Source organism: Kocuria sp. GQ42 (genome assembly GCF_059758435.1).
The window spans coordinates 195,443-211,693 of record NZ_JCAXEN010000004.1; the positions used below are offsets into that span (position 1 = coordinate 195,443).

At 74.7% G+C, this 16,251-nt stretch carries 18 protein-coding genes; 1 reads left to right on the forward strand and 17 read right to left on the reverse strand.

Going from position 1 to position 16,251, the window contains the following annotated elements:
• Nucleotides 1–243: 243 nt before the first annotated feature.
• From lgt to AC6CH6_RS10580, 9 genes are all read right to left on the reverse strand, one after another.
• A complete protein-coding gene (gene lgt / locus AC6CH6_RS10540) occupies nucleotides 244–1,134 on the reverse strand; it encodes a prolipoprotein diacylglyceryl transferase (RefSeq protein ID WP_419967203.1) in 891 nt (296 codons plus the stop codon).
• Nucleotides 1,135–1,211: 77 nt separating this feature from the next.
• A complete protein-coding gene (trpA, locus tag AC6CH6_RS10545) occupies nucleotides 1,212–2,015 on the reverse strand; it encodes a tryptophan synthase subunit alpha (RefSeq protein WP_240722545.1) in 804 nt (267 codons plus the stop codon).
• Nucleotides 2,016–2,062: 47 nt separating this feature from the next.
• Nucleotides 2,063–4,189 (reverse strand): tryptophan synthase subunit beta, encoded by a 2,127-nt coding sequence (trpB, locus tag AC6CH6_RS10550; RefSeq protein ID WP_498255096.1) that lies wholly within the window; start codon nucleotides 4,187–4,189, stop codon nucleotides 2,063–2,065.
• 148 nt (nucleotides 4,190–4,337) lie between these two features.
• Nucleotides 4,338–4,601, reverse strand: a complete 264-nt coding sequence (locus tag AC6CH6_RS10555; RefSeq protein ID WP_017833959.1) for an HGxxPAAW family protein — start codon at nucleotides 4,599–4,601, stop codon at nucleotides 4,338–4,340.
• 196 nt (nucleotides 4,602–4,797) lie between these two features.
• Entirely contained in the window at nucleotides 4,798–5,397 is a 600-nt protein-coding gene (locus AC6CH6_RS10560; protein WP_035924011.1) for a Trp biosynthesis-associated membrane protein, read from the reverse strand.
• The gene (locus AC6CH6_RS10565; RefSeq protein ID WP_498255097.1) at nucleotides 5,390–6,988 is read right to left on the reverse strand and encodes an anthranilate synthase component I; all 1,599 of its coding nucleotides are present in this window, start codon (nucleotides 6,986–6,988) and stop codon (nucleotides 5,390–5,392) included. Before AC6CH6_RS10565 ends, AC6CH6_RS10560 begins: the two co-directional genes overlap by 8 nt.
• A 53-nt stretch (nucleotides 6,989–7,041) precedes the next feature.
• Nucleotides 7,042–7,422 carry a phosphoribosyl-AMP cyclohydrolase gene (hisI, locus tag AC6CH6_RS10570; RefSeq protein WP_017833956.1) on the reverse strand — a complete coding sequence of 127 codons (381 nt, stop codon included), beginning with the start codon at nucleotides 7,420–7,422 and terminating at the stop codon, nucleotides 7,042–7,044.
• Nucleotides 7,423–7,501: 79 nt separating this feature from the next.
• Nucleotides 7,502–9,022: an AAA family ATPase gene (locus AC6CH6_RS10575; RefSeq protein WP_498255098.1), complete on the reverse strand. Its 1,521-nt coding sequence runs from the start codon at nucleotides 9,020–9,022 to the stop codon at nucleotides 7,502–7,504.
• Complete coding sequence (locus AC6CH6_RS10580; RefSeq protein ID WP_419967206.1) at nucleotides 8,988–9,653, reverse strand: Pr6Pr family membrane protein; 666 nt, start codon at nucleotides 9,651–9,653, stop codon at nucleotides 8,988–8,990. The genes AC6CH6_RS10575 and AC6CH6_RS10580 overlap by 35 nt, the downstream gene beginning before the upstream one ends.
• Before the next feature lie 149 nt (nucleotides 9,654–9,802).
• Here AC6CH6_RS10580 and AC6CH6_RS10585 point away from each other — a divergent pair, with 149 nt between their 5' ends.
• Nucleotides 9,803–10,309, forward strand: a complete 507-nt coding sequence (locus AC6CH6_RS10585) for a hypothetical protein (protein ID WP_498255099.1) — start codon at nucleotides 9,803–9,805, stop codon at nucleotides 10,307–10,309.
• 4 nt (nucleotides 10,310–10,313) lie between these two features.
• On the opposite strand, the gene AC6CH6_RS10590 is transcribed toward AC6CH6_RS10585, so the two are convergent.
• The 8 genes from AC6CH6_RS10590 to AC6CH6_RS10625 form a co-directional block, all read right to left on the reverse strand.
• A complete protein-coding gene (locus tag AC6CH6_RS10590; protein WP_498255100.1) occupies nucleotides 10,314–11,318 on the reverse strand; it encodes an AraC family transcriptional regulator in 1,005 nt (334 codons plus the stop codon).
• A gap of 325 nt (nucleotides 11,319–11,643) precedes the next feature.
• A complete protein-coding gene (gene hisF, locus AC6CH6_RS10595; protein ID WP_419967209.1) occupies nucleotides 11,644–12,408 on the reverse strand; it encodes an imidazole glycerol phosphate synthase subunit HisF in 765 nt (254 codons plus the stop codon).
• 42 nt (nucleotides 12,409–12,450) lie between these two features.
• Nucleotides 12,451–13,296, reverse strand: a complete 846-nt coding sequence (gene hisG, locus AC6CH6_RS10600; protein WP_017833949.1) for an ATP phosphoribosyltransferase — start codon at nucleotides 13,294–13,296, stop codon at nucleotides 12,451–12,453.
• A gap of 59 nt (nucleotides 13,297–13,355) precedes the next feature.
• On the reverse strand, nucleotides 13,356–13,619 hold the full coding sequence (locus tag AC6CH6_RS10605) for a phosphoribosyl-ATP diphosphatase (protein ID WP_017833948.1): 264 nt from the start codon (nucleotides 13,617–13,619) through the stop codon (nucleotides 13,356–13,358).
• Between the two features lie 70 nt (nucleotides 13,620–13,689).
• Complete coding sequence (gene ribH / locus AC6CH6_RS10610) at nucleotides 13,690–14,169, reverse strand: 6,7-dimethyl-8-ribityllumazine synthase (RefSeq protein ID WP_498255101.1); 480 nt, start codon at nucleotides 14,167–14,169, stop codon at nucleotides 13,690–13,692.
• Nucleotides 14,166–14,903, reverse strand: coding sequence for a GTP cyclohydrolase II (locus tag AC6CH6_RS10615; RefSeq protein ID WP_498255102.1), 738 nt, complete (start codon nucleotides 14,901–14,903; stop codon nucleotides 14,166–14,168). The genes ribH and AC6CH6_RS10615 overlap by 4 nt, the downstream gene beginning before the upstream one ends.
• Nucleotides 14,900–15,574 carry a 3,4-dihydroxy-2-butanone-4-phosphate synthase gene (ribB, locus tag AC6CH6_RS10620; RefSeq protein WP_126347014.1) on the reverse strand — a complete coding sequence of 225 codons (675 nt, stop codon included), beginning with the start codon at nucleotides 15,572–15,574 and terminating at the stop codon, nucleotides 14,900–14,902. Before ribB ends, AC6CH6_RS10615 begins: the two co-directional genes overlap by 4 nt.
• Entirely contained in the window at nucleotides 15,574–16,251 is a 678-nt protein-coding gene (locus tag AC6CH6_RS10625; RefSeq protein WP_498255103.1) for a riboflavin synthase, read from the reverse strand. The genes ribB and AC6CH6_RS10625 overlap by 1 nt, the downstream gene beginning before the upstream one ends.

Here is a 16,251-nt window from a genome sequence, read left to right on the forward strand (position 1 = left end):
GGTCGGGAGGTGCCGCCGGATCGTGAGCTGCCGCCGACGTCCTCGAGCAGTGATCGAGGGGGTGCCGGGCGGCGGAAGGGCCCCGTTCCAGGAATGTCCGACGATGGACGATCGTGGCGTGCACCGGAGCGGTGGACGTGGTTCACCCGTCCGCCGGTCAGGCGCTGGAAAAATCTAGCACTCAGATGTTACAGCTCTGAAAACTCTCCGGCCAGGAGCCCCGTTCCGGCCCCCGGTGCGGTATCAGGCGCGCGAGGACTCCACCGCGGCGCCGCGGGCCCTGCGGCGGCGGAGCACCACCGCTGCGAAGAGGGCCAGCCCGAGCAGCACGAGCCCCAGGGCGGTCCACACGTGCACGCGCAGGCCCAGCACCATGAGGGACGGGTCGATCCGCAGGAACAGCTCGATGAGCATCCGGCCCAGGCCGTAGTGGACCAGGTAGAGCGCGAAGAGGCGGCCGCCGTCCAGGCGGAACCGCCGGTCCAGGGCCAGCAGGAGCACCACGCCGAGCAGGTTCCACAGGGACTCGTAGAGGAACGTGGGGTGGAAGAGGGTGTCCGCCGGCAGCCCGGCCGGGAAGTTCGGGCTGCCGGGGTCGATCTCGAGGCCCCACGGCAGGGTGGTGGGCCGGCCGAAGAGCTCCTGGTTGAACCAGTTGCCCCAGCGCCCGATCGCCTGCGCGAGCAGCAGGCCCGGTGCCGCGGCGTCGGCGAAGACGGCCAGGGAGACGTTGTTGCGGCGGCACACCCACCACGCGGCCGCCGCGCCGAAGGCCACGGCCCCCATGATCCCGAGACCGCCCTCCCAGATCCGCAGCGCGTCGACGGGGTCGGCGCCCGGGCCGAAGTAGCCGGCCGGGTCGGTGATGAGCACGTGGTAGACGCGGGCGCCCACGATCCCGGCGGGAACGGCCCACATCACGATGTCCCACACGATCTCCGGGTCCAGCCCACGGGCCGCCCAGCGGCGCGTGGTCAGCCACAGGGCCGCCGCGATGCCCGCGAGGATGCACAGCGCGTAGGCGTGCACGGTCAGCGGGCCGAGCGAGAAGCCGGACCAGTCCGGGGAGGGGATGCCCTGCCGGAGCGGGGCGCTCATCAGGGCGGGCACGGGGGGAACGGCGCTCAGCAGCATGCGGTGGGGCCTCGGCTCGTGGGGTCGTCGGGACGGGCGGCCCCGCCCGGAGGAGGGCGGGGCGCCACGTCACGCTATCAGGCGCGCCCGGCCAGTTCCCGGGCCAGCGCGCCCACGGCCTCGGGGCCGCCGTCGGCCAGCGCCTGCACGAGGGCGGTGCCCACGATGACGCCGTCCGCGTAGGCCCCGATCTCCTCGACGTGCTCCCGGCGGGAGACGCCCAGGCCCACGCACACGTTCTGGGCCCCGGCGGCGCGCGTGTCCGCCACGAGCTTCTCGGCGACGTCGGAGACGGCGTCCCGGGCGCCGGTGACGCCCATCACGGAGACCGCGTAGACGAAGCCGCTCGCGGCCTTGACCACCAGGTCGAGCCGCTCCCGCGAGGAGGAGGGCGCCACCAGGAAGATCCGGTCCAGGCCGTGGGCCTGGGACGCGGCGAACCACTCCCGGGCCTCGTCGGGGATCAGGTCGGGGGTGATGATCCCCGCTCCCCCGGCCTCGGCGAGCCGGCGGGCGAACGTGTCGACGCCCATCTGCAGGACGGGGTTCCAGTAGGTCATCACCACGGGCACCGCGTCGGTGCGCTCGGCCACGGCACGGACCACGCGGAACACGTCGGCCACCCGGAAGCCGTTGGCGAGGGCCGTGGTGGTCGCGTGCTGGATCACCGGCCCGTCCATGACGGGGTCCGAGTACGGGATGCCGATCTCGATGACGTCGGCGCCGTTGGTGCCCAGGGCCACGGCCGCCTCGATGGACTCGTCCACGGTCGGGAAGCCGGCGGGGAGGTAGCCGACGAGGGCCGGCCGGCCCTGGTCCCGGCACTCGGCGATGCGCGCGGCGAGCCGCGAGCCGGGGTCGGCGCTCAGTCCCGGCGGCAGGAGGCGGGAGGCGAGGTCCGCCCCGGGGGTCTCGTGTCGGGTGGTGCTCACAGTCGCTCGCCCTTCTCGCCGAGCTCGGCCTCGGCGCTGTCGTCCGGGAGCATCCCGAACCATTCCGCGGCGGTCGCCACGTCCTTGTCACCGCGCCCGGAGAGGGAGACCACGATGATCTTCTCCGCGGCCGCCTCCGGCCCGAGCTCCTCCACCCAGCGCCGGCCGATCTTCAGCGCGCCGGCCAGGGCGTGGGAGGTCTCGATGGCGGGGATGATGCCCTCGGTGCGGCACAGGAGCCGGAAGGACTCCATCGCCTCCACGTCGGTGATCGCCTCGTAGCGCGCCCGCCCGATGTCGTGCAGGTAGGAGTGCTCGGGACCCACGGCCGGGTAGTCCAGGCCCGCGGAGATCGAGTGGGACTCGAGCGTCTGCCCGTCCTCGTCCTGCATGAGGTAGGTCCGGGCGCCGTGCAGCACCCCGGGACGGCCCAGCGAGATCGTGGCGGCGTGCCGTCCGGACTCCACGCCGTCCCCGCCGGCCTCGAGGCCGTAGAGCTCCACCGAGGGGTCGTCCAGGAAGCCGTGGAAGATGCCGATCGCGTTGGACCCGCCGCCCACGCAGGCCGCGACGGCGTCCGGGAGGCGCCCGGCCTGGTCCAGGATCTGCTCGCGGGTCTCCTCGCCGATCTGCTCGTGGAAGTAGCGGACCATCGCGGGGAACGGGTGCGGCCCCGCCGCGGTGCCCAGCAGGTAGTGGGTGTGCTCGACGGAGGCGACCCAGTCCCGCAGGGCCTCGTTGATCGCGTCCTTGAGCGTGCGGGAGCCGTTGGTCACGGGCACCACGGTGGCGCCCAGCAGCTCCATGCGCGCGACGTTGAGGGCCTGGCGCCGGGTGTCCTCCTCGCCCATGTAGACCACGCACTCCATGCCGAACAGGGCGGCGGCGGTGGCCGAGGCCACGCCGTGCTGGCCGGCGCCGGTCTCGGCGATGAGCCGGGTCTTGCCCATCCGGCGCGCCAGCAGGGCCTGGCCGAGCACGTTGTTGATCTTGTGCGAGCCGGTGTGGTTGAGGTCCTCCCGCTTGAGGAAGATCCGGCACCCGGCCTCGGCGGCGAAGCGCTGGGCCTCGGTCAGCAGGGAGGGCCGGTTCGAGTAGTCGCGGGAGAGCCGCTGGAACTCCGCGGTGAACTCCGGGTCGGCCTTCGCCTTCTCGAACACGTCCGTGAGCTCGTCGAGGGCGGCGATGAGGGACTCGGGCATCCACCGGCCCCCGAAGTCCCCGAAGTACGGCCCGGGGGCCTCCCGCAGGGAGGCTGCCTCCGCGGCGACGGCCTCGGCCTCGGCCTCGGGGACGTGCCGCCGGGCGCGCGCGGCGGCACCGGCGGCGCGGAAGGCCGCGATGGTGGACGCGGGCTCGGCGCTGCGCACGAGGGCCTCGCCGACCAGGACGGCCTTGGCCCCGTGCGAGGCGTAGAGGGCGATCTGCTCCTCGCCCTCGACACCGGACTCGGCCACGATCACCGCGTCCTGGGGCAGGAGGCCGGCGAGCCGGCCGAAGGTCTCGACGTCGGTGTCGAGGGTCTTGAGGTTGCGGACGTTGACGCCCACGATGCGGGCGCCCACGGCGACCGCCCGCTCGATCTCCTCGGGCGTGTGCGTCTCCACCAGGGCGTGCATGCCCAGCTCGTGGGTCAGCGCGAGGAAGCGGCGCAGCTCGTCGTCGGAGAGGGCGGCGACGATCAGCAGGACGAGGTCGGCCCCGTGGGCGCGCGCCTCCCAGATCTGGTACTCGTCGACCGTGAAGTCCTTGCGCAGCACGGGCACCCCCACGGCCGCGCGCACGGCGTCGAGGTCCGCCAGGGAGCCGTTGAAGCGTCGCTGCTCCGTCAGCACGGAGATCACCGAGGCTCCGCCGTGCTCGTAGGCCGCAGCCAGGCGCGCCGGGTCCTCGATCGGTGCCAGCGCGCCCTTGGAGGGGCTCGAGCGCTTGACCTCGGCGATGACCTGCACGGCGTCCGCGCTGGGTCCCCGGAGCGCCGACTCGGCGTCCAGGGCCGGCGGTCGCTGCGCGGCGGCCCGGCGGAGCTCGTCGAGGCCGACGTGCTCACGGCGCTCCGCGAGATCCGCCCGGACGCCCTCGATGATGGCGTCCAGGACCGTCCCGGTGCTCTGTTGCGACATGGTTTCCTGTCCTCTCGGCGGCGCTGGCCGCGCTGGTGCGTTCGTGGGCCGCGCCCGGACCGGGCGGGGACGGCGACCCGTCCCTTCCGGGGACCGGTCGGCCCGTGCGCGTGCCGCGCTCCCGGGGCCGGCCCGCGCCGGCCCGGTCTCAGCCCTGGTGCTGGCGTGCCTCGTGCTTGCGCTGCTCGGAGCCGCTGCCGTGGCCCATCCTGCTCAGCACGGCGCCGGCGACGAGCCCGACGACGACCAGCACGATGCCCGCGATCAGCAGGGCGGTGCTGCCCACCGTGAAGCCCACCACGCCCACGATGACGCCCACCGACATGATGCCGACGGTCACCCACGCGGCCAGCGTGTTGCCGTGCCCCACGAAGCCTGTGTGGTCGAGGACGATCTCGTTTCCGTTTGCCATGTTGTTGCACTCCCGATTTCCCTGCCGGAGCCGGCCGGCTCCGCGCGCACGGCCCCGGCGGGGCGCGGCGGTTGCTGACAGTCTGTCCCGTCCCATTGTGCCACCCCTCGGGCCACGCCCGCGCACGCCCCACGGGGCCCCTGGGCACCCGCTCCCCCTCCGCGGCGGGCCCGGAGCCCCGGGGCGGGCAGGGCGCTCAGGCGGTGGGGTCGCGGCCCTCGGTGAGGGCGTCCCACGAGTCGATCTCGTCGCCGGAGCGGGCCGTCCCGGCCGGGGGCCCGTCCGCCCCGGAGCGCTCGTAGCGCCGGGCGGCGGTCCAGGTGCGGCCGGCCACCAGGGCCCAGGCGCCGCACAGCGCCACGAGCGCCGAGGCGGCCGCCGCGAGCGGGGGCCAGGCGGTGACGGCGAAGTCGCCGCCGGCGTTGATCATGCCGGTGGCCTCGCCCACGGCGGTCTGCGCGGCCCCGGCCGGATCGGCCAGCACGGCCACGGACGCGGCCAGGGCGCCGAGGCCGGCGAGCACGACCACCACGGACACCACGGTGCGCAGCACCCGGCCGGAGATCGCCGTGGTGAGGGCGCCGGCGGCCGCGACGAGCCCGAGGGCGGTGACGGCCGGCGCCGCGTCGGACCCGGCGACGTCCACGGTCACGGGCTCGAGCGTGGTCTGCACCGTGGCGGAGACCCAGGTGGCGGCCGAGCAGGCGAACACGGCCAGGGCGGCGACCAGGGTGGCGAGCACCACCGTGGACCGCCGGGACAGCGCCGCCCGCCGGGAGCCGCGGGCCTCAGGCACGCCCGGCGCCCGTCTCCGGCACGGCCACCCGGTCGAGGTCCAGGGCGTGCAGGCGCTCGGCGAGCAGCACCGCCCGCAGCGGTGCGGTGGCCTTGTTGAGGGACTCGAGGGCCTCGGTCTCGGGGTCGGAGTCCGCGACGATCCCGCCGCCGGCCTGGACGTAGGCCTTGCCGTCGACGAGCAGGGCCGTGCGGATGGCGATGGCCATGTCCATGTCCCCCGCGAAGTCGAGGTAGCCGACCACGCCGCCGTAGACGGCGCGGCGCAGGGGCTCGTACTCGTCGAGCAGGCGCAGGGCCCGGGGCTTGGGCGCGCCGGAGAGGGTGCCGGCGGGGAACGTCGCGGCGAGCACGTCGTAGGCGGTGGCGTCCGGGCGCATCCGGCCGACGACGTTGGAGCACAGGTGCATGATGTGGCTGAAGCGCTCCACCTCCATGAACTCCGTGACCTCCACCGAGCCCGGTACGGCGATCTTGGAGATGTCGTTGCGCGCGAGGTCCACGAGCATGAGGTGCTCGGAGCGCTCCTTCTCGTCCTGGAGCAGGTCCCGCTCCAGCGCGAGGTCCTCCTCGACCGTGCGCCCGCGCGGGCGGGACCCGGCGATGGGGTGGGTCACCGCCTGGTCCCCCGTGACGGTCACGAGCGCCTCCGGGGAGGAGCCCACGATCGAGAAGGGACGGCCGCCGGCGTCCTCGAAGCTGTACAGGTACATGTACGGGCTGGGGTTGATGGCGCGCAGCATGCGGTAGACGTCGAGGGAGTCGGCCGTGCACCCGGTCTCGAAGCGCCGGGAGACGACCACCTGGAAGATGTCCCCGTCCACGATGGCCTTCTTGCCCTCCACGATGGAGTTCATGAACAGGGTGCGGTCCCAGCTCTGGTCGACCTTGGACTCGAGGTCCCCCCGGATCTCGTCGCTGCCGGTGAGCGTCGAGGCCGTGCCGTGGCCGAGGGGCCGGGCGAGCCGCTCCAGCATCGCGTGCACCCGGTCCACGGCGTCGGCCCAGGCCTCGTCGACGCGCTCGTCGGTGTCGTCGAAGTTGATCGCGTTGGCCACGAGCATCACGGTGCCGTCCGTGTTGTCGTGGATGGCGATGTCCGAGACCAGGTTCATGGCCAGCTCGGGGATGCGCAGGTCGTCCTCCGGCGGGTGCGGGAGCTTCTCCCAGCGGCGCACGGCCTCCCAGCCGACGAAGCCCACGAGCCCGGAGGTCAGCGGGGGGACGTCCTCGAAGCGCTCCGTGTGCAGCAGCTCCATGGTGTCCCGCAGCGCCTCGACGGGGTTGCCGCCGGTGGGGGCGCCGGCCGGGGCCTGCCCGATCCAGTGCGCCTCGCCGTCCCGGGCGGTGAGCGTGGCCCGCGAGTTGGCGCCGATGAAGGAGTAGCGGGACCAGACGCCGCCCTCGGCGGCGGACTCGAGGAGGAACGTGCCCGCCCGGGCCGCCCCGTCCTCGAGGGCGAGCGCCCGGTAGAGACCGATCGGGGTCATGGCGTCCGCGAGGATCTTGACGCGGACGGGGATGACGCGGCGCTCCGCGGCGAGCGCGCGGAACTCCTCGAGCGTGGGGCTGATGCTGCCCAGGTCCTGCATGGGTGTCGACCTGACTTCCTGGTGGCGGACGGGAGGAATGAGGGTGGCGGGGCTCAGACGGCGGCGACGGCGCCGAGGTCGCGGCCGTCGAAGCAGCTGCGGGTGCCGGTGTGGCAGGCCGCCCCGGTCTGGTCGACCCGGACGAGGAGGGCGTCGCCGTCGCAGTCGAGGCTCACGCTGTGCACGGCCTGGACGTGCCCGGACGTGTCGCCCTTGCGCCAGTACTCCTGGCGGGAGCGGGACCAGAACGTCACGCGGCCCTCCGTGAGGGTGCGGCGCAGGGCCTCGTCGTCCATCCAGCCCAGCATGAGCACCTCCAGGGTGTCGTGCTGCTGCACCACGGCGGCCACGAGGCCCGAGGGGTCGCGCTTGAGCCGCCGGGCCACGGCGGGGTCGAGGACGTCGGTTCCGGTGTCGGGGGTCTGCTCGCTCATCGCCACCCATCCTATCGACCTGTCCGGGCGGCCCGGCCCCCGGTCGGCCTCCGGCGTCCGCCGGGGTCCTCCGGAGCCGTCAGAGGGACTCCGGCCGGGTGCACCACCGGAGCCCGTTCGTGTCCTCGTCCGTGTCCTGGTCCGTGTCCTGGTCCGTGTCCTCGTCCGTGTCGTCGTACGCGTACTCGTCGGGGGACTCCCCTGCGTCCGCGTGGCCGAGCAGCCGGCGGGTCAGCGCCTCCCGGCCGGAGAGGAGCTCGTCGAGGGCGGCGGACAGGTCCGCGTCCGCCGCGTCCTCGCCCCGGACGGCCGCCGCGAGGACGGCCCGGCGGACCAGCTCCTTCGGGAAGGAGCCGGTGGTCCCCTCCGCGCGCGCCGCCGCGGCGTCGAGGGCGGCGGCGGAGAACCGCTGCTCCCCCGCGTACCGCCGGAACAGCCGGGACCGGGCGTCCGCGTCCGGCAGCGGCACCTCGACCGCGAGGTCCACGCGTCCGGGGCGCTCGGCGAGCGCCCGCTCCAGCACGGCCACGCGGTTGGTCGTGAGCACGAACGCCACGTCGGCGTCGCCGTCGAGGCCGTCCAGGGCGTCGAGCACCTCGAAGAGCACCGGCTGGGGCCCGGGCCCGAGGTCCCGGTCCATCGCCACGAGGTCGACGTCCTCGAGCACCACGATCGACGGCTGGAAGGTGCGGGCCACCTCGGCGGCGGCCCCGATGAGGTGCAGGCCCGACCCGGTCAGCAGGATCGCCGTGGTCCCCGGGGTGACGGAGAGCAGGTGCCGGACCGTGAGGGTCTTGCCGGTCCCCGGCGGGCCGTGGAGCAGGATCCCGCGCTTGAGGTGCTGGTCCGCGGCCCGGAGCGCGTCGCGGTGCTCCCCGATGCCCACGACGTGCCCCACGACCTGCTCCAGCAGGCCCGGGGGCAGCACGATCTCGTCGGCGGGCACGTGCGGGCGCGGCAGGAACGTGGCCCCGGCCTCGCTGCCGTACTCGGTGGCGGCGAACGAGAGCACCTGGCCGCGCAGCACGCTGCGCTCGAGCATCAGCGCCCGCAGCCGGGCGAGGAACGTGCCGCAGACGGCGGGGTCCGCGGCGAGCACCTCCAGGACCACCTGCGGCCGGCCGTACTCGGGCCGGGGCATGCGCTGGAGCACGGCCACCGGCACCCCGTCCACGGTGAGGCACCGGATGCCGAACGCGACGACCTGCCGCTCGGCGGCCGGGCCCGTGGCCCGGGTCGCGTAGTCGACGGGGCCGATGTCGGCCCCGGAGTACGGGGCCGTGAGCAGCTCGGCGAGGCCGAGGTCGTCGCGGCTCCGGCCGCCGCTGACGCCGAGGAGGGAGCCCGGCCCGTCCCCCGCCAGCTCGGCGAGGGCGATGTCGACGTCCGCCAGGCGGTGCGGGGCGAAGTCCTCCGAGACCACCGGCAGGGTGCGCACGTCCGCGCCGAGCACCGCGGACAGGTGCCGCCCGAGCGGCGTGGGCTCGTCCCCGCGCTCGGGCGGCAGGGCGGCGAGGCGGTCCACCAGGCGCCGGACCGAGCGCAGGAGCAGGGCGTCGTCCGGATCAGGGACCGGGCCGGCGGGAGAGGAGTCGTCCATGGGCCGACCCTACCGGGACGGTGGGCAGACGGGTGGCGGCGACGGTCAGGAAGGACACCGCGAGGATCAGCACGGACAGCCCGAGGGCGTAGGTGCCCACCGCGCGATAGCCGCCGACCAGGGCGGGGTCGAGGAAGAAGTACGGGTACCAGCCCACCAGCTGCCCCCGGACCAGGGTGTACACGGCCCACAGCGCCGGGAACACGGTGGACGCCCAGGTGGCGGCCCAGCGCAGCCGCCGGCGGCCCGGGCACAGCAGGAAGTCGGCCACGGCGTAGACCGGCAGCACGAAGTGCAGCACCTGCGAGGACAGCGGGACGAGGAAGAGGTGGCCGAACAGCTCCGCGTTGGCCAGCAGCACCCCGAACACCGCCCCGGAGACCACGGTGTAGGTGGTGGCCATCGCCCGGAGCCCGGTCAGCCAGCCCGGCTCCTGGGCCCCGGCGGCGGTGTGCAGGAGGGCCAGCAGCACGGCGAGGACCAGCAGCACGGCGCTGTGGACCGTGAAGTAGCTGAAGAGGTTCGACCCCAGGCAGGTGCGCGTCACGAAGGCGCAGTCCGCCCGGGAGACCAGGGCCCAGACCGCGACGGCCAGGGCGCAGGCCCGGGCGGCGACGACGACGACTCGCACGTTCGTCCTCCTCCCGGCCTCCGGGCTCCAGGATAGGAGTTCTGGCCCCCGCAGGCCGTGCCCGCCCGCCCGTGGCCCTGCCGGGTCGGGCCGGCGGCGCCTATGGTGGGAGCAGGACCAGAGCGGCGACGGCGGGCGGGACCGAGACGATGCATCCCAGGACGGCGACGGAACGGCGCGCGGCCCCCGGCACGGCGGTGGCCGCGCTCGTCGTCGCGGTGCTGTGCGGCTGCGGGAGCCCCGGCGCACCGGGCCCGCCGACCGGCGCCCCCACGGCCACCGAGCCCCCGGCCTCCCCCGCCGCCTCGACCGCTCCCGCCACGGACGTCACGTGGGGCGCCTATCCGGACCGCCGGGAGGCGTGCGCGGCGGTCGCCGACGACCTCCTGGTGCTCGCGCTGCTGCCGGCCGGCCTCTCGGCGGGCCCGACCGTGGCGGAGGTGCAGGACGTCGAGGACGAGGTCGAGTCCGTGCGCGGGGCCGCTCCTCCGGCGCTGGCCGCGGACTACGCGCGGGTGCAGCTGCTGGTCGACTCCTACGGGGAGGACCTGGCGGAGGACCCTTCGGCGCGGTTCGACGGGCAGGCGCTCGACGAGGCGCTCGTCCCCGTGCGGAACTGGCTGGAGGGGACCTGCCGGGACGGGGACCGAGCCTGAGGTCTCAGCGGTGCAGCGTGGTGCCGGGCGGCTCCCCGAACCGGGCCCGGTAGGCCGTCGCGAAGCGCCCGGGATGGCCGAAGCCCCAGCGGGCCGCGACGGCCGCGACCGTCACTCCCCCGGCCGGGTCGGCCCGGAGCAGCTCCCGCCGGGCGGCGTCCAGGCGGGCCTCCCGCAGGTAGCCGACGGGGGTGCGGCCGAGCTCCCGGCGGAACGCGGCCTGCAGCCCGCGGGGACTCATCCGTGCCGCCGCGGCGATCTCGGCGAGACCGATGTCCTCGTGCAGGTTCTCGTCGACGAAGGCGACCGCCCGGCGCACCTGCGCCGGCAGCGCCGGTGCGCTGTCCGACGGCGCCGGCTGCGCCAGGAAGGTGTTCGGGAAGCAGTGCAGCAGGGCACCGGCCAGCGACCGGAACGCCTCGGCCCGCACCAGGGGCGTGCGCAGCGCCTCCGCGTTGGACAGCAGGTCCCGGTGGAAGTGCCGGACCTGGGCCAGCCAGTACCGCGTCATCTGCGCGGACACGGGCGTGCTGCCCGTGAAGCGCATCGCGAAGTCCGGCGCACCGAGCAGGCCGCGCGCGATCTGCTCGACCGAGCGGGCGTCCAGGACCACGGTGCTCAGCTCCAGCAGCCCGTCCCACCGGCCGCCGTACAGTCCCTGGGGCAGCAGGAACGGCAGGGTCGTGCCGATGCGCTCCTTCCCGGAGCTGACCGTCAACCGCCCGGTCAGCACGTGCACGACCGAGTACGTGCCCGAGACGTCGCCCGTGCCGGAGGACTCCGAGGTGGACAGCCGGAACCGGTGCGCCAGGAGCGGGCCCACCGAGGCCGCCGCCATGCGCAGCTCGAACGAGCCGTCGGTGGGCGGGCGCATGCCGAGACCCGTGTAGAGCTCGGACATGGCGGCGATGCCCCGGTCGGCGTCGTTCGTGGCGAACGACGTCCGGCGGACCGGGTCCGCCGCGGGACCGGAGTCCTCGCCCGGCGCGGACGTCTCGTTCGTGGTCATGGATGTCCTCGGCATGTGCAGGGGCGGCCCCGTTCCGGGGCCGCCCCTTGTGCGGTGCGCTATCGGCGGTTGAGGAGGCCTCGCAGCTTGCCGCCCAGACCGCGGCCGCTCCTGCCCGCGCCCGCCTGGCCGGCGGCGTTCATTCCGCGGGTTCCCCGGCGTCCGCCGGCGGGACGGCCGGCGGTCCCCCCGGCACGTCCGGTGAAGCTCCTGATGATGCTGTTCAGTCCCACGGTGGACTCTCCTTCGGGTCGGCCTGTCGAGCGACTGTCGTCAGCTCACTGTCGACTCTACGCCGGGTGGCCGTCCCGGACCACGGGGCCGTTCAGCGGACCTCGTGGCCGGCCGAGCGCAGCGCGTCCTTGACCTCGGCGATCGCGTGCACGGGACCGAAGTGGAAGATCGAGGCGGCGAGCACGGCGTCCGCGCCCGCGTCCACCGCCGGCGGGAAGTGCTCGGGGGCGCCCGCGCCGCCGGAGGCGATCAGGGGCACGTGCACCCGGGCGCGCACGGCCCGGATCATCTCCAGGTCGAAGCCCGCCTGGGTGCCGTCCGCGTCCATGGAGTTGAGCAGGATCTCCCCCACGCCGCGGTCCTCGGCCTCCTGCGCCCAGTCCAGGGCGTCGAGACCGGTCAGCGTGCGCCCCCCGTGGGTCGTGACCTCGAAGCCGGAGGGCGTGTTGCCCGTGCGCCGGGCGTCGAGGGAGAGGACGAGCACCTGGCTGCCGAAGTGCCCGGTGATCTCGTCGATCACGCCGGGCCGGGCGACCGCGGCGGTGTTGATGGACGCCTTGTCCGCGCCGCAGCGCAGCAGCCGGTCGACGTCGGCGACCGCGCGGACGCCGCCGCCCACCGTGAGCGGGATGAAGACCTGCTCGGCCGTGCGGGAGACCACGTCGAAGGTCGTGGCCCGGGCGGCCGAGGACGCCGTGACGTCGAGGAACGTCAGCTCGTCCGCACCGGCCTCGTTGTATCGCTTGGCGAGCTCCACCGGGTCACCGGCGTCGCGCAGGTTCTCGAAGTTCACGCCCTTGACGACTCGACCGGCGTCGACGTCCAGGCAGGGGATGACACGTACGGCAACGCCCACGGGCGGCACCTCCTCGGCTGCGGGGATGGGGCGGGAAGGGGGTCAGATCCGGGCGGCCTGGATCGGGGAGACCAGGATGGCGCGGGCCCCGACGTCGTAGAGGGCGTCCATGACCTTGTTGGTCTCGGACTTGGGGACCATGGCGCGCACGGCCCAGGCGTTGCCGCGGCCGAGCCGGGAGATGGTGGGCCCCTCCATGCCGGGGGTGATCCGGGTGGCGGCCTCGACGTACTCCTCGGCGACGTCGTAGTCCATCAGCACGTACTGCCGGGCCACGAGCACGCCCTGCAGGCGCCGCCGGAGCACGGCCAGGCCCTCGGGCTCCCCGGCCGCGCGGCTGCGGATGAGCAGCGCCTCGGAGGTCATGATGGGGTCGCCGAAGACCTGCAGGCCCGCGGCGCGCAGGGTGTTGCCGGTCTCCACGACGTCGGCGATCGCGTCCGCCACGCCCAGCCGGATGGAGGACTCCACGGCGCCGTCGAGGCGGACCACGGAGGCCTCCACACCCCGCTCGGCGAGGTAGTCGCGCAGCAGGCCGTCGTAGCTCGTGGCGATCCGCCGGCCCGCCAGCTCGGCGATCGAGGAGAACTCGCCCGCCGGGCCCGCGAAGCGGAACGTGGAGCGGGCGAAGTCCAGCCCGAGGTCCTCGTCGGCGTGGGCCCCGGAGTCCAGGAGCAGGTCCCGGCCGGTGATCCCGACGTCGAGGATGCCCCCGCCCACGTACACCGCGATGTCCCGGGGGCGCAGGTAGAAGAACTCGACGTTGTTCTCGGGGTCCACGAGCACCAGCTCGCGGGAGTCCCGCCGCTGCCGGTAGCCGGCCTCCTTGAGCATGGTGACGGAGGATTCGGACAGGGCGCCCTTGTTGGGCACTGCGACACGCAGCATGGGGTTCCTTCTCGGCTCAGGGAATTCGGTGGGGCGGGGACGCCGGTGCGGCGGGGCGCTCAGAGGTGGCGGTAGACGTCCTCGAGCCGCAGGCCCTTCGCGACCATCATCACCTGCACGTGGTAGAGCAGCTGCGAGATCTCCTCCGCGGCCTGCTCCGAGGTCTCGTACTCGCAGGCCATCCAGACCTCGGCGGCCTCCTCGACGACCTTCTTGCCGATGCCGTGCACGCCGGTGTCGAGCTCCCGGACCGTGCCGGAGCCCTCCGGTCGGGTCACGGCTTTGTCGCTGATCTCGGCGAAGAGGGTCTCGAAGGTTTTCACGACTACCAGGGTAATGGGTCCGCGACGGCCTCCGGACCGGCGGGGGCCCGCACGGCCCGCGGGTCGGGGCTCAGACGCCGAGGGAGCGCAGCAGCAGCGCGGTGCGCACCGCGGCGGCCGTGGCCTCGTAGCCCTTGTCCTCCTGGGAGCCCTCGAGCCCGGCGCGGTCCAGGCCCTGCTGCTCGGTGTCGCACGTGAGCACGCCGAAGCCCACGGGCACGCCGGTGCGCACCGACACGTCCGTGAGGCCCTGCGTGGCCGCCGAGCACACGTAGTCGAAGTGCGGGGTGCCGCCGCGCACGACCACGCCGAGGGCCACCACGGCGTCGAGGCCCGGGGCGAGGCGGGCCGCTGCGACGGGCAGCTCGAAGCTGCCGGGCACGCGCACGACCGGCGCGTCCCGCACGCCGGCGTCGGCGAGCGCGCGGCGGGCGCCGTCGACCAGCCCGTCCATGATCTCGGTGTGCCAGCTGGAGGCGACGACGGCGACGCGCAGGCTGCTCGCGTCGTCGGTGCTGAGGTCGATGTCGGGGGCGCCGTGTCCGCTCATGGGGTGTGGTCTCCTGTGCCGTTGGTGGTGCTGTCGGTCGTGCGGTCGGTGGTGCGGTCAGTTCGGTCGGCGGGCTCCGCCGCCGCGCCGCGGTGGGCGGTGGGGTCGTCGACGTGGCGCAGGCGGTGCCGCATGCGGTCCCGCTTGGTCACGAGGTAGTCGTGGTTCTCCGGGCGGGCCGGCACCTCGTTGGGCACCATGGCGACCACCTCGATCCCCAGGTCGGCCAGGCGCTCGGCCTTGGCGGGGTTGTTGCTCAGCAGCCGGATCCGGGTCAGCCCGAGCCGGTGCAGGATGGCCGCCGCGGCGGTGTAGTCCCGGGCGTCGGCGGGCAGGCCGAGCAGCTCGTTCGCCTCCACCGTGTCCGCCCCGCCGTCCTGGAGCTTGTAGGCGCGCAGCTTGTTCACCAGCCCGATCCCCCGGCCCTCGTGGTTGCGCAGGTAGATGAGGGTGCCGCCGTCGTCGGAGATCCGGCGCAGCGCCAGGTGCAGCTGGGGCCCGCAGTCGCACCGGTAGGAGCCGAAGACGTCCCCCGTGAGGCACTCGGAGTGCAGCCGCACGAGCGGGGGCCGGCCCACGGGCACGCGGTCCGAGGAGGGCGCGGTGAGGCTGAGGTGCTCGGCGACCGCGCCCCCGGGCCCGCCCGGCAGCTGCCAGCCGATCACCTCGAACCGGCCCTCGGGCGTGGGCACCACCACGGGCTCGGAGCTGACCAGGGGGGCGTCCGGCCTCATCGGCGGTCCTCCTGCAGCTGCGCCGCCAGGTCCTCGATGCTCACGAGCGGGATGCCGTGCCGGTCGGCGAAGGCGCGCAGGGCGGGCAGCCGCATCATCTCGCCCTCGTCGTGGACGAGCTCGGCGATCACGCCGACCGGCTCGAGCCCGGCGAGGGAGCACAGCTCGACGGCGGCCTCGGTGTGCCCGCGGCGCACGGCGACCCCGCCCTCGGCGGCCCGGAGGGGCAGCACGTGCCCGGGCCGGGTGATGTCCCCGGGCCCGGCCGCGGGGTCGGCGAGCACCCGGGCGGTGAGCGCGCGGTCGGCGGCGCTGATGCCGGTGCTCACCCCGAGGCGGGCGTCGCACGTGACGGTGTAGGCGGTGCCCTTCGAGTCCTCGTTGACGTCGACCATCGGGGGCAGCCGCATCGCGTCGGCCCGCGCCCCGGTCATGGGCACGCACACGACGCCGGAGCTGTGCCGGATGGTGAAGCCCATCAGCGCGGGCGTGGCGTGCTCGGCCGCGAAGACGATGTCGCCCTCGTTCTCCCGGTCGGCGTCGTCCACGACGACGACGGGCCGGCCCTGGGCCATGGCCTCGACGGCCGCCCCCACGGGGTCGAGCCGGATCTCCCCGGTCGCCCCGTCGCCCCCGCGGCCGGTCCCCTCGTGGGTGCTGCTGGTCCGCATCATGCTCCTTCTCCTGCCGTGGTCCGGGCCGTCTCCGGCGCCGGGGTGCTGTCGGTCCGAGCGAAGGCCAGCAGGCGCTGGGCGTACTTCGCGAGGACGTCGACCTCGAGGTTGACGGACGCGCCGACGGGGCGGCGTCCGAGGGTGGTCTCGGCGAGGGTGGCCGGGATGAGCCCGACCTCGAACCAGTGCTCCCCGGCACCGGGCGCGCTGACCGCCGTCACGGTGAGGGACACGCCGTCCACGGCGACCGACCCCTTCTCGGCGAGGAACGGGGCGAGCTCGGCGGGCACGGCGACCCGGACCCGCTCCCACTCCCCCAGGTCCTCGCGGACCGTGACGGTGCCCGTGCCGTCGACGTGGCCCTGGACCACGTGCCCGTCGAGCCGCCCGCCGGCGGGCACGCAGCGCTCCAGGTTCACGGTGTCCCCGGCGGCCAGCGCCCCGAGGTTGGTGCGCACGAGCGTCTCGCCGATGACGTCGGCCAGGAAGTGCCCGGGACCGATCTCCTCGGTGCGCGTGGCCGTGAGGCAGACCCCGTTGACGGCGAGGGAGCCGCCGTGCGGCAGGTCGGCCACGAGCGGGCCGGCGTCCACGAGGAGGCGGGCGCTCGTGCCGTCGGGGCGGGGGTCGACCGAGCGCACGGTGCCCTGACCGGCGACGATTCCTGTGAACAT

Excerpts from the sequence above, each read along its gene's own strand:
- lgt (WP_419967203.1), bottom strand. The coding sequence starts at position 1,134 with ATGCTGCTGAGCGCCGTTCCCCCCGTGCCCGCCCTGATGAGCGCCCCG.
- trpB (WP_498255096.1), bottom strand. The coding sequence starts at position 4,189 with ATGTCGCAACAGAGCACCGGGACGGTCCTGGACGCCATCATCGAGGGC.
- AC6CH6_RS10555 (WP_017833959.1), bottom strand. The coding sequence starts at position 4,601 with ATGGCAAACGGAAACGAGATCGTCCTCGACCACACAGGCTTCGTGGGG.
- AC6CH6_RS10565 (WP_498255097.1), bottom strand. The coding sequence starts at position 6,988 with ATGCAGGACCTGGGCAGCATCAGCCCCACGCTCGAGGAGTTCCGCGCG.
- hisI (WP_017833956.1), bottom strand. The coding sequence starts at position 7,422 with ATGAGCGAGCAGACCCCCGACACCGGAACCGACGTCCTCGACCCCGCC.
- AC6CH6_RS10575 (WP_498255098.1), bottom strand. The coding sequence starts at position 9,022 with ATGGACGACTCCTCTCCCGCCGGCCCGGTCCCTGATCCGGACGACGCC.
- AC6CH6_RS10585 (WP_498255099.1), top strand. The coding sequence starts at position 9,803 with ATGCATCCCAGGACGGCGACGGAACGGCGCGCGGCCCCCGGCACGGCG.
- AC6CH6_RS10590 (WP_498255100.1), bottom strand. The coding sequence starts at position 11,318 with ATGACCACGAACGAGACGTCCGCGCCGGGCGAGGACTCCGGTCCCGCG.
- hisG (WP_017833949.1), bottom strand. The coding sequence starts at position 13,296 with ATGCTGCGTGTCGCAGTGCCCAACAAGGGCGCCCTGTCCGAATCCTCC.
- ribH (WP_498255101.1), bottom strand. The coding sequence starts at position 14,169 with ATGAGCGGACACGGCGCCCCCGACATCGACCTCAGCACCGACGACGCG.
- AC6CH6_RS10615 (WP_498255102.1), bottom strand. The coding sequence starts at position 14,903 with ATGAGGCCGGACGCCCCCCTGGTCAGCTCCGAGCCCGTGGTGGTGCCC.
- ribB (WP_126347014.1), bottom strand. The coding sequence starts at position 15,574 with ATGCGGACCAGCAGCACCCACGAGGGGACCGGCCGCGGGGGCGACGGG.
- AC6CH6_RS10625 (WP_498255103.1), bottom strand. The coding sequence starts at position 16,251 with ATGTTCACAGGAATCGTCGCCGGTCAGGGCACCGTGCGCTCGGTCGAC.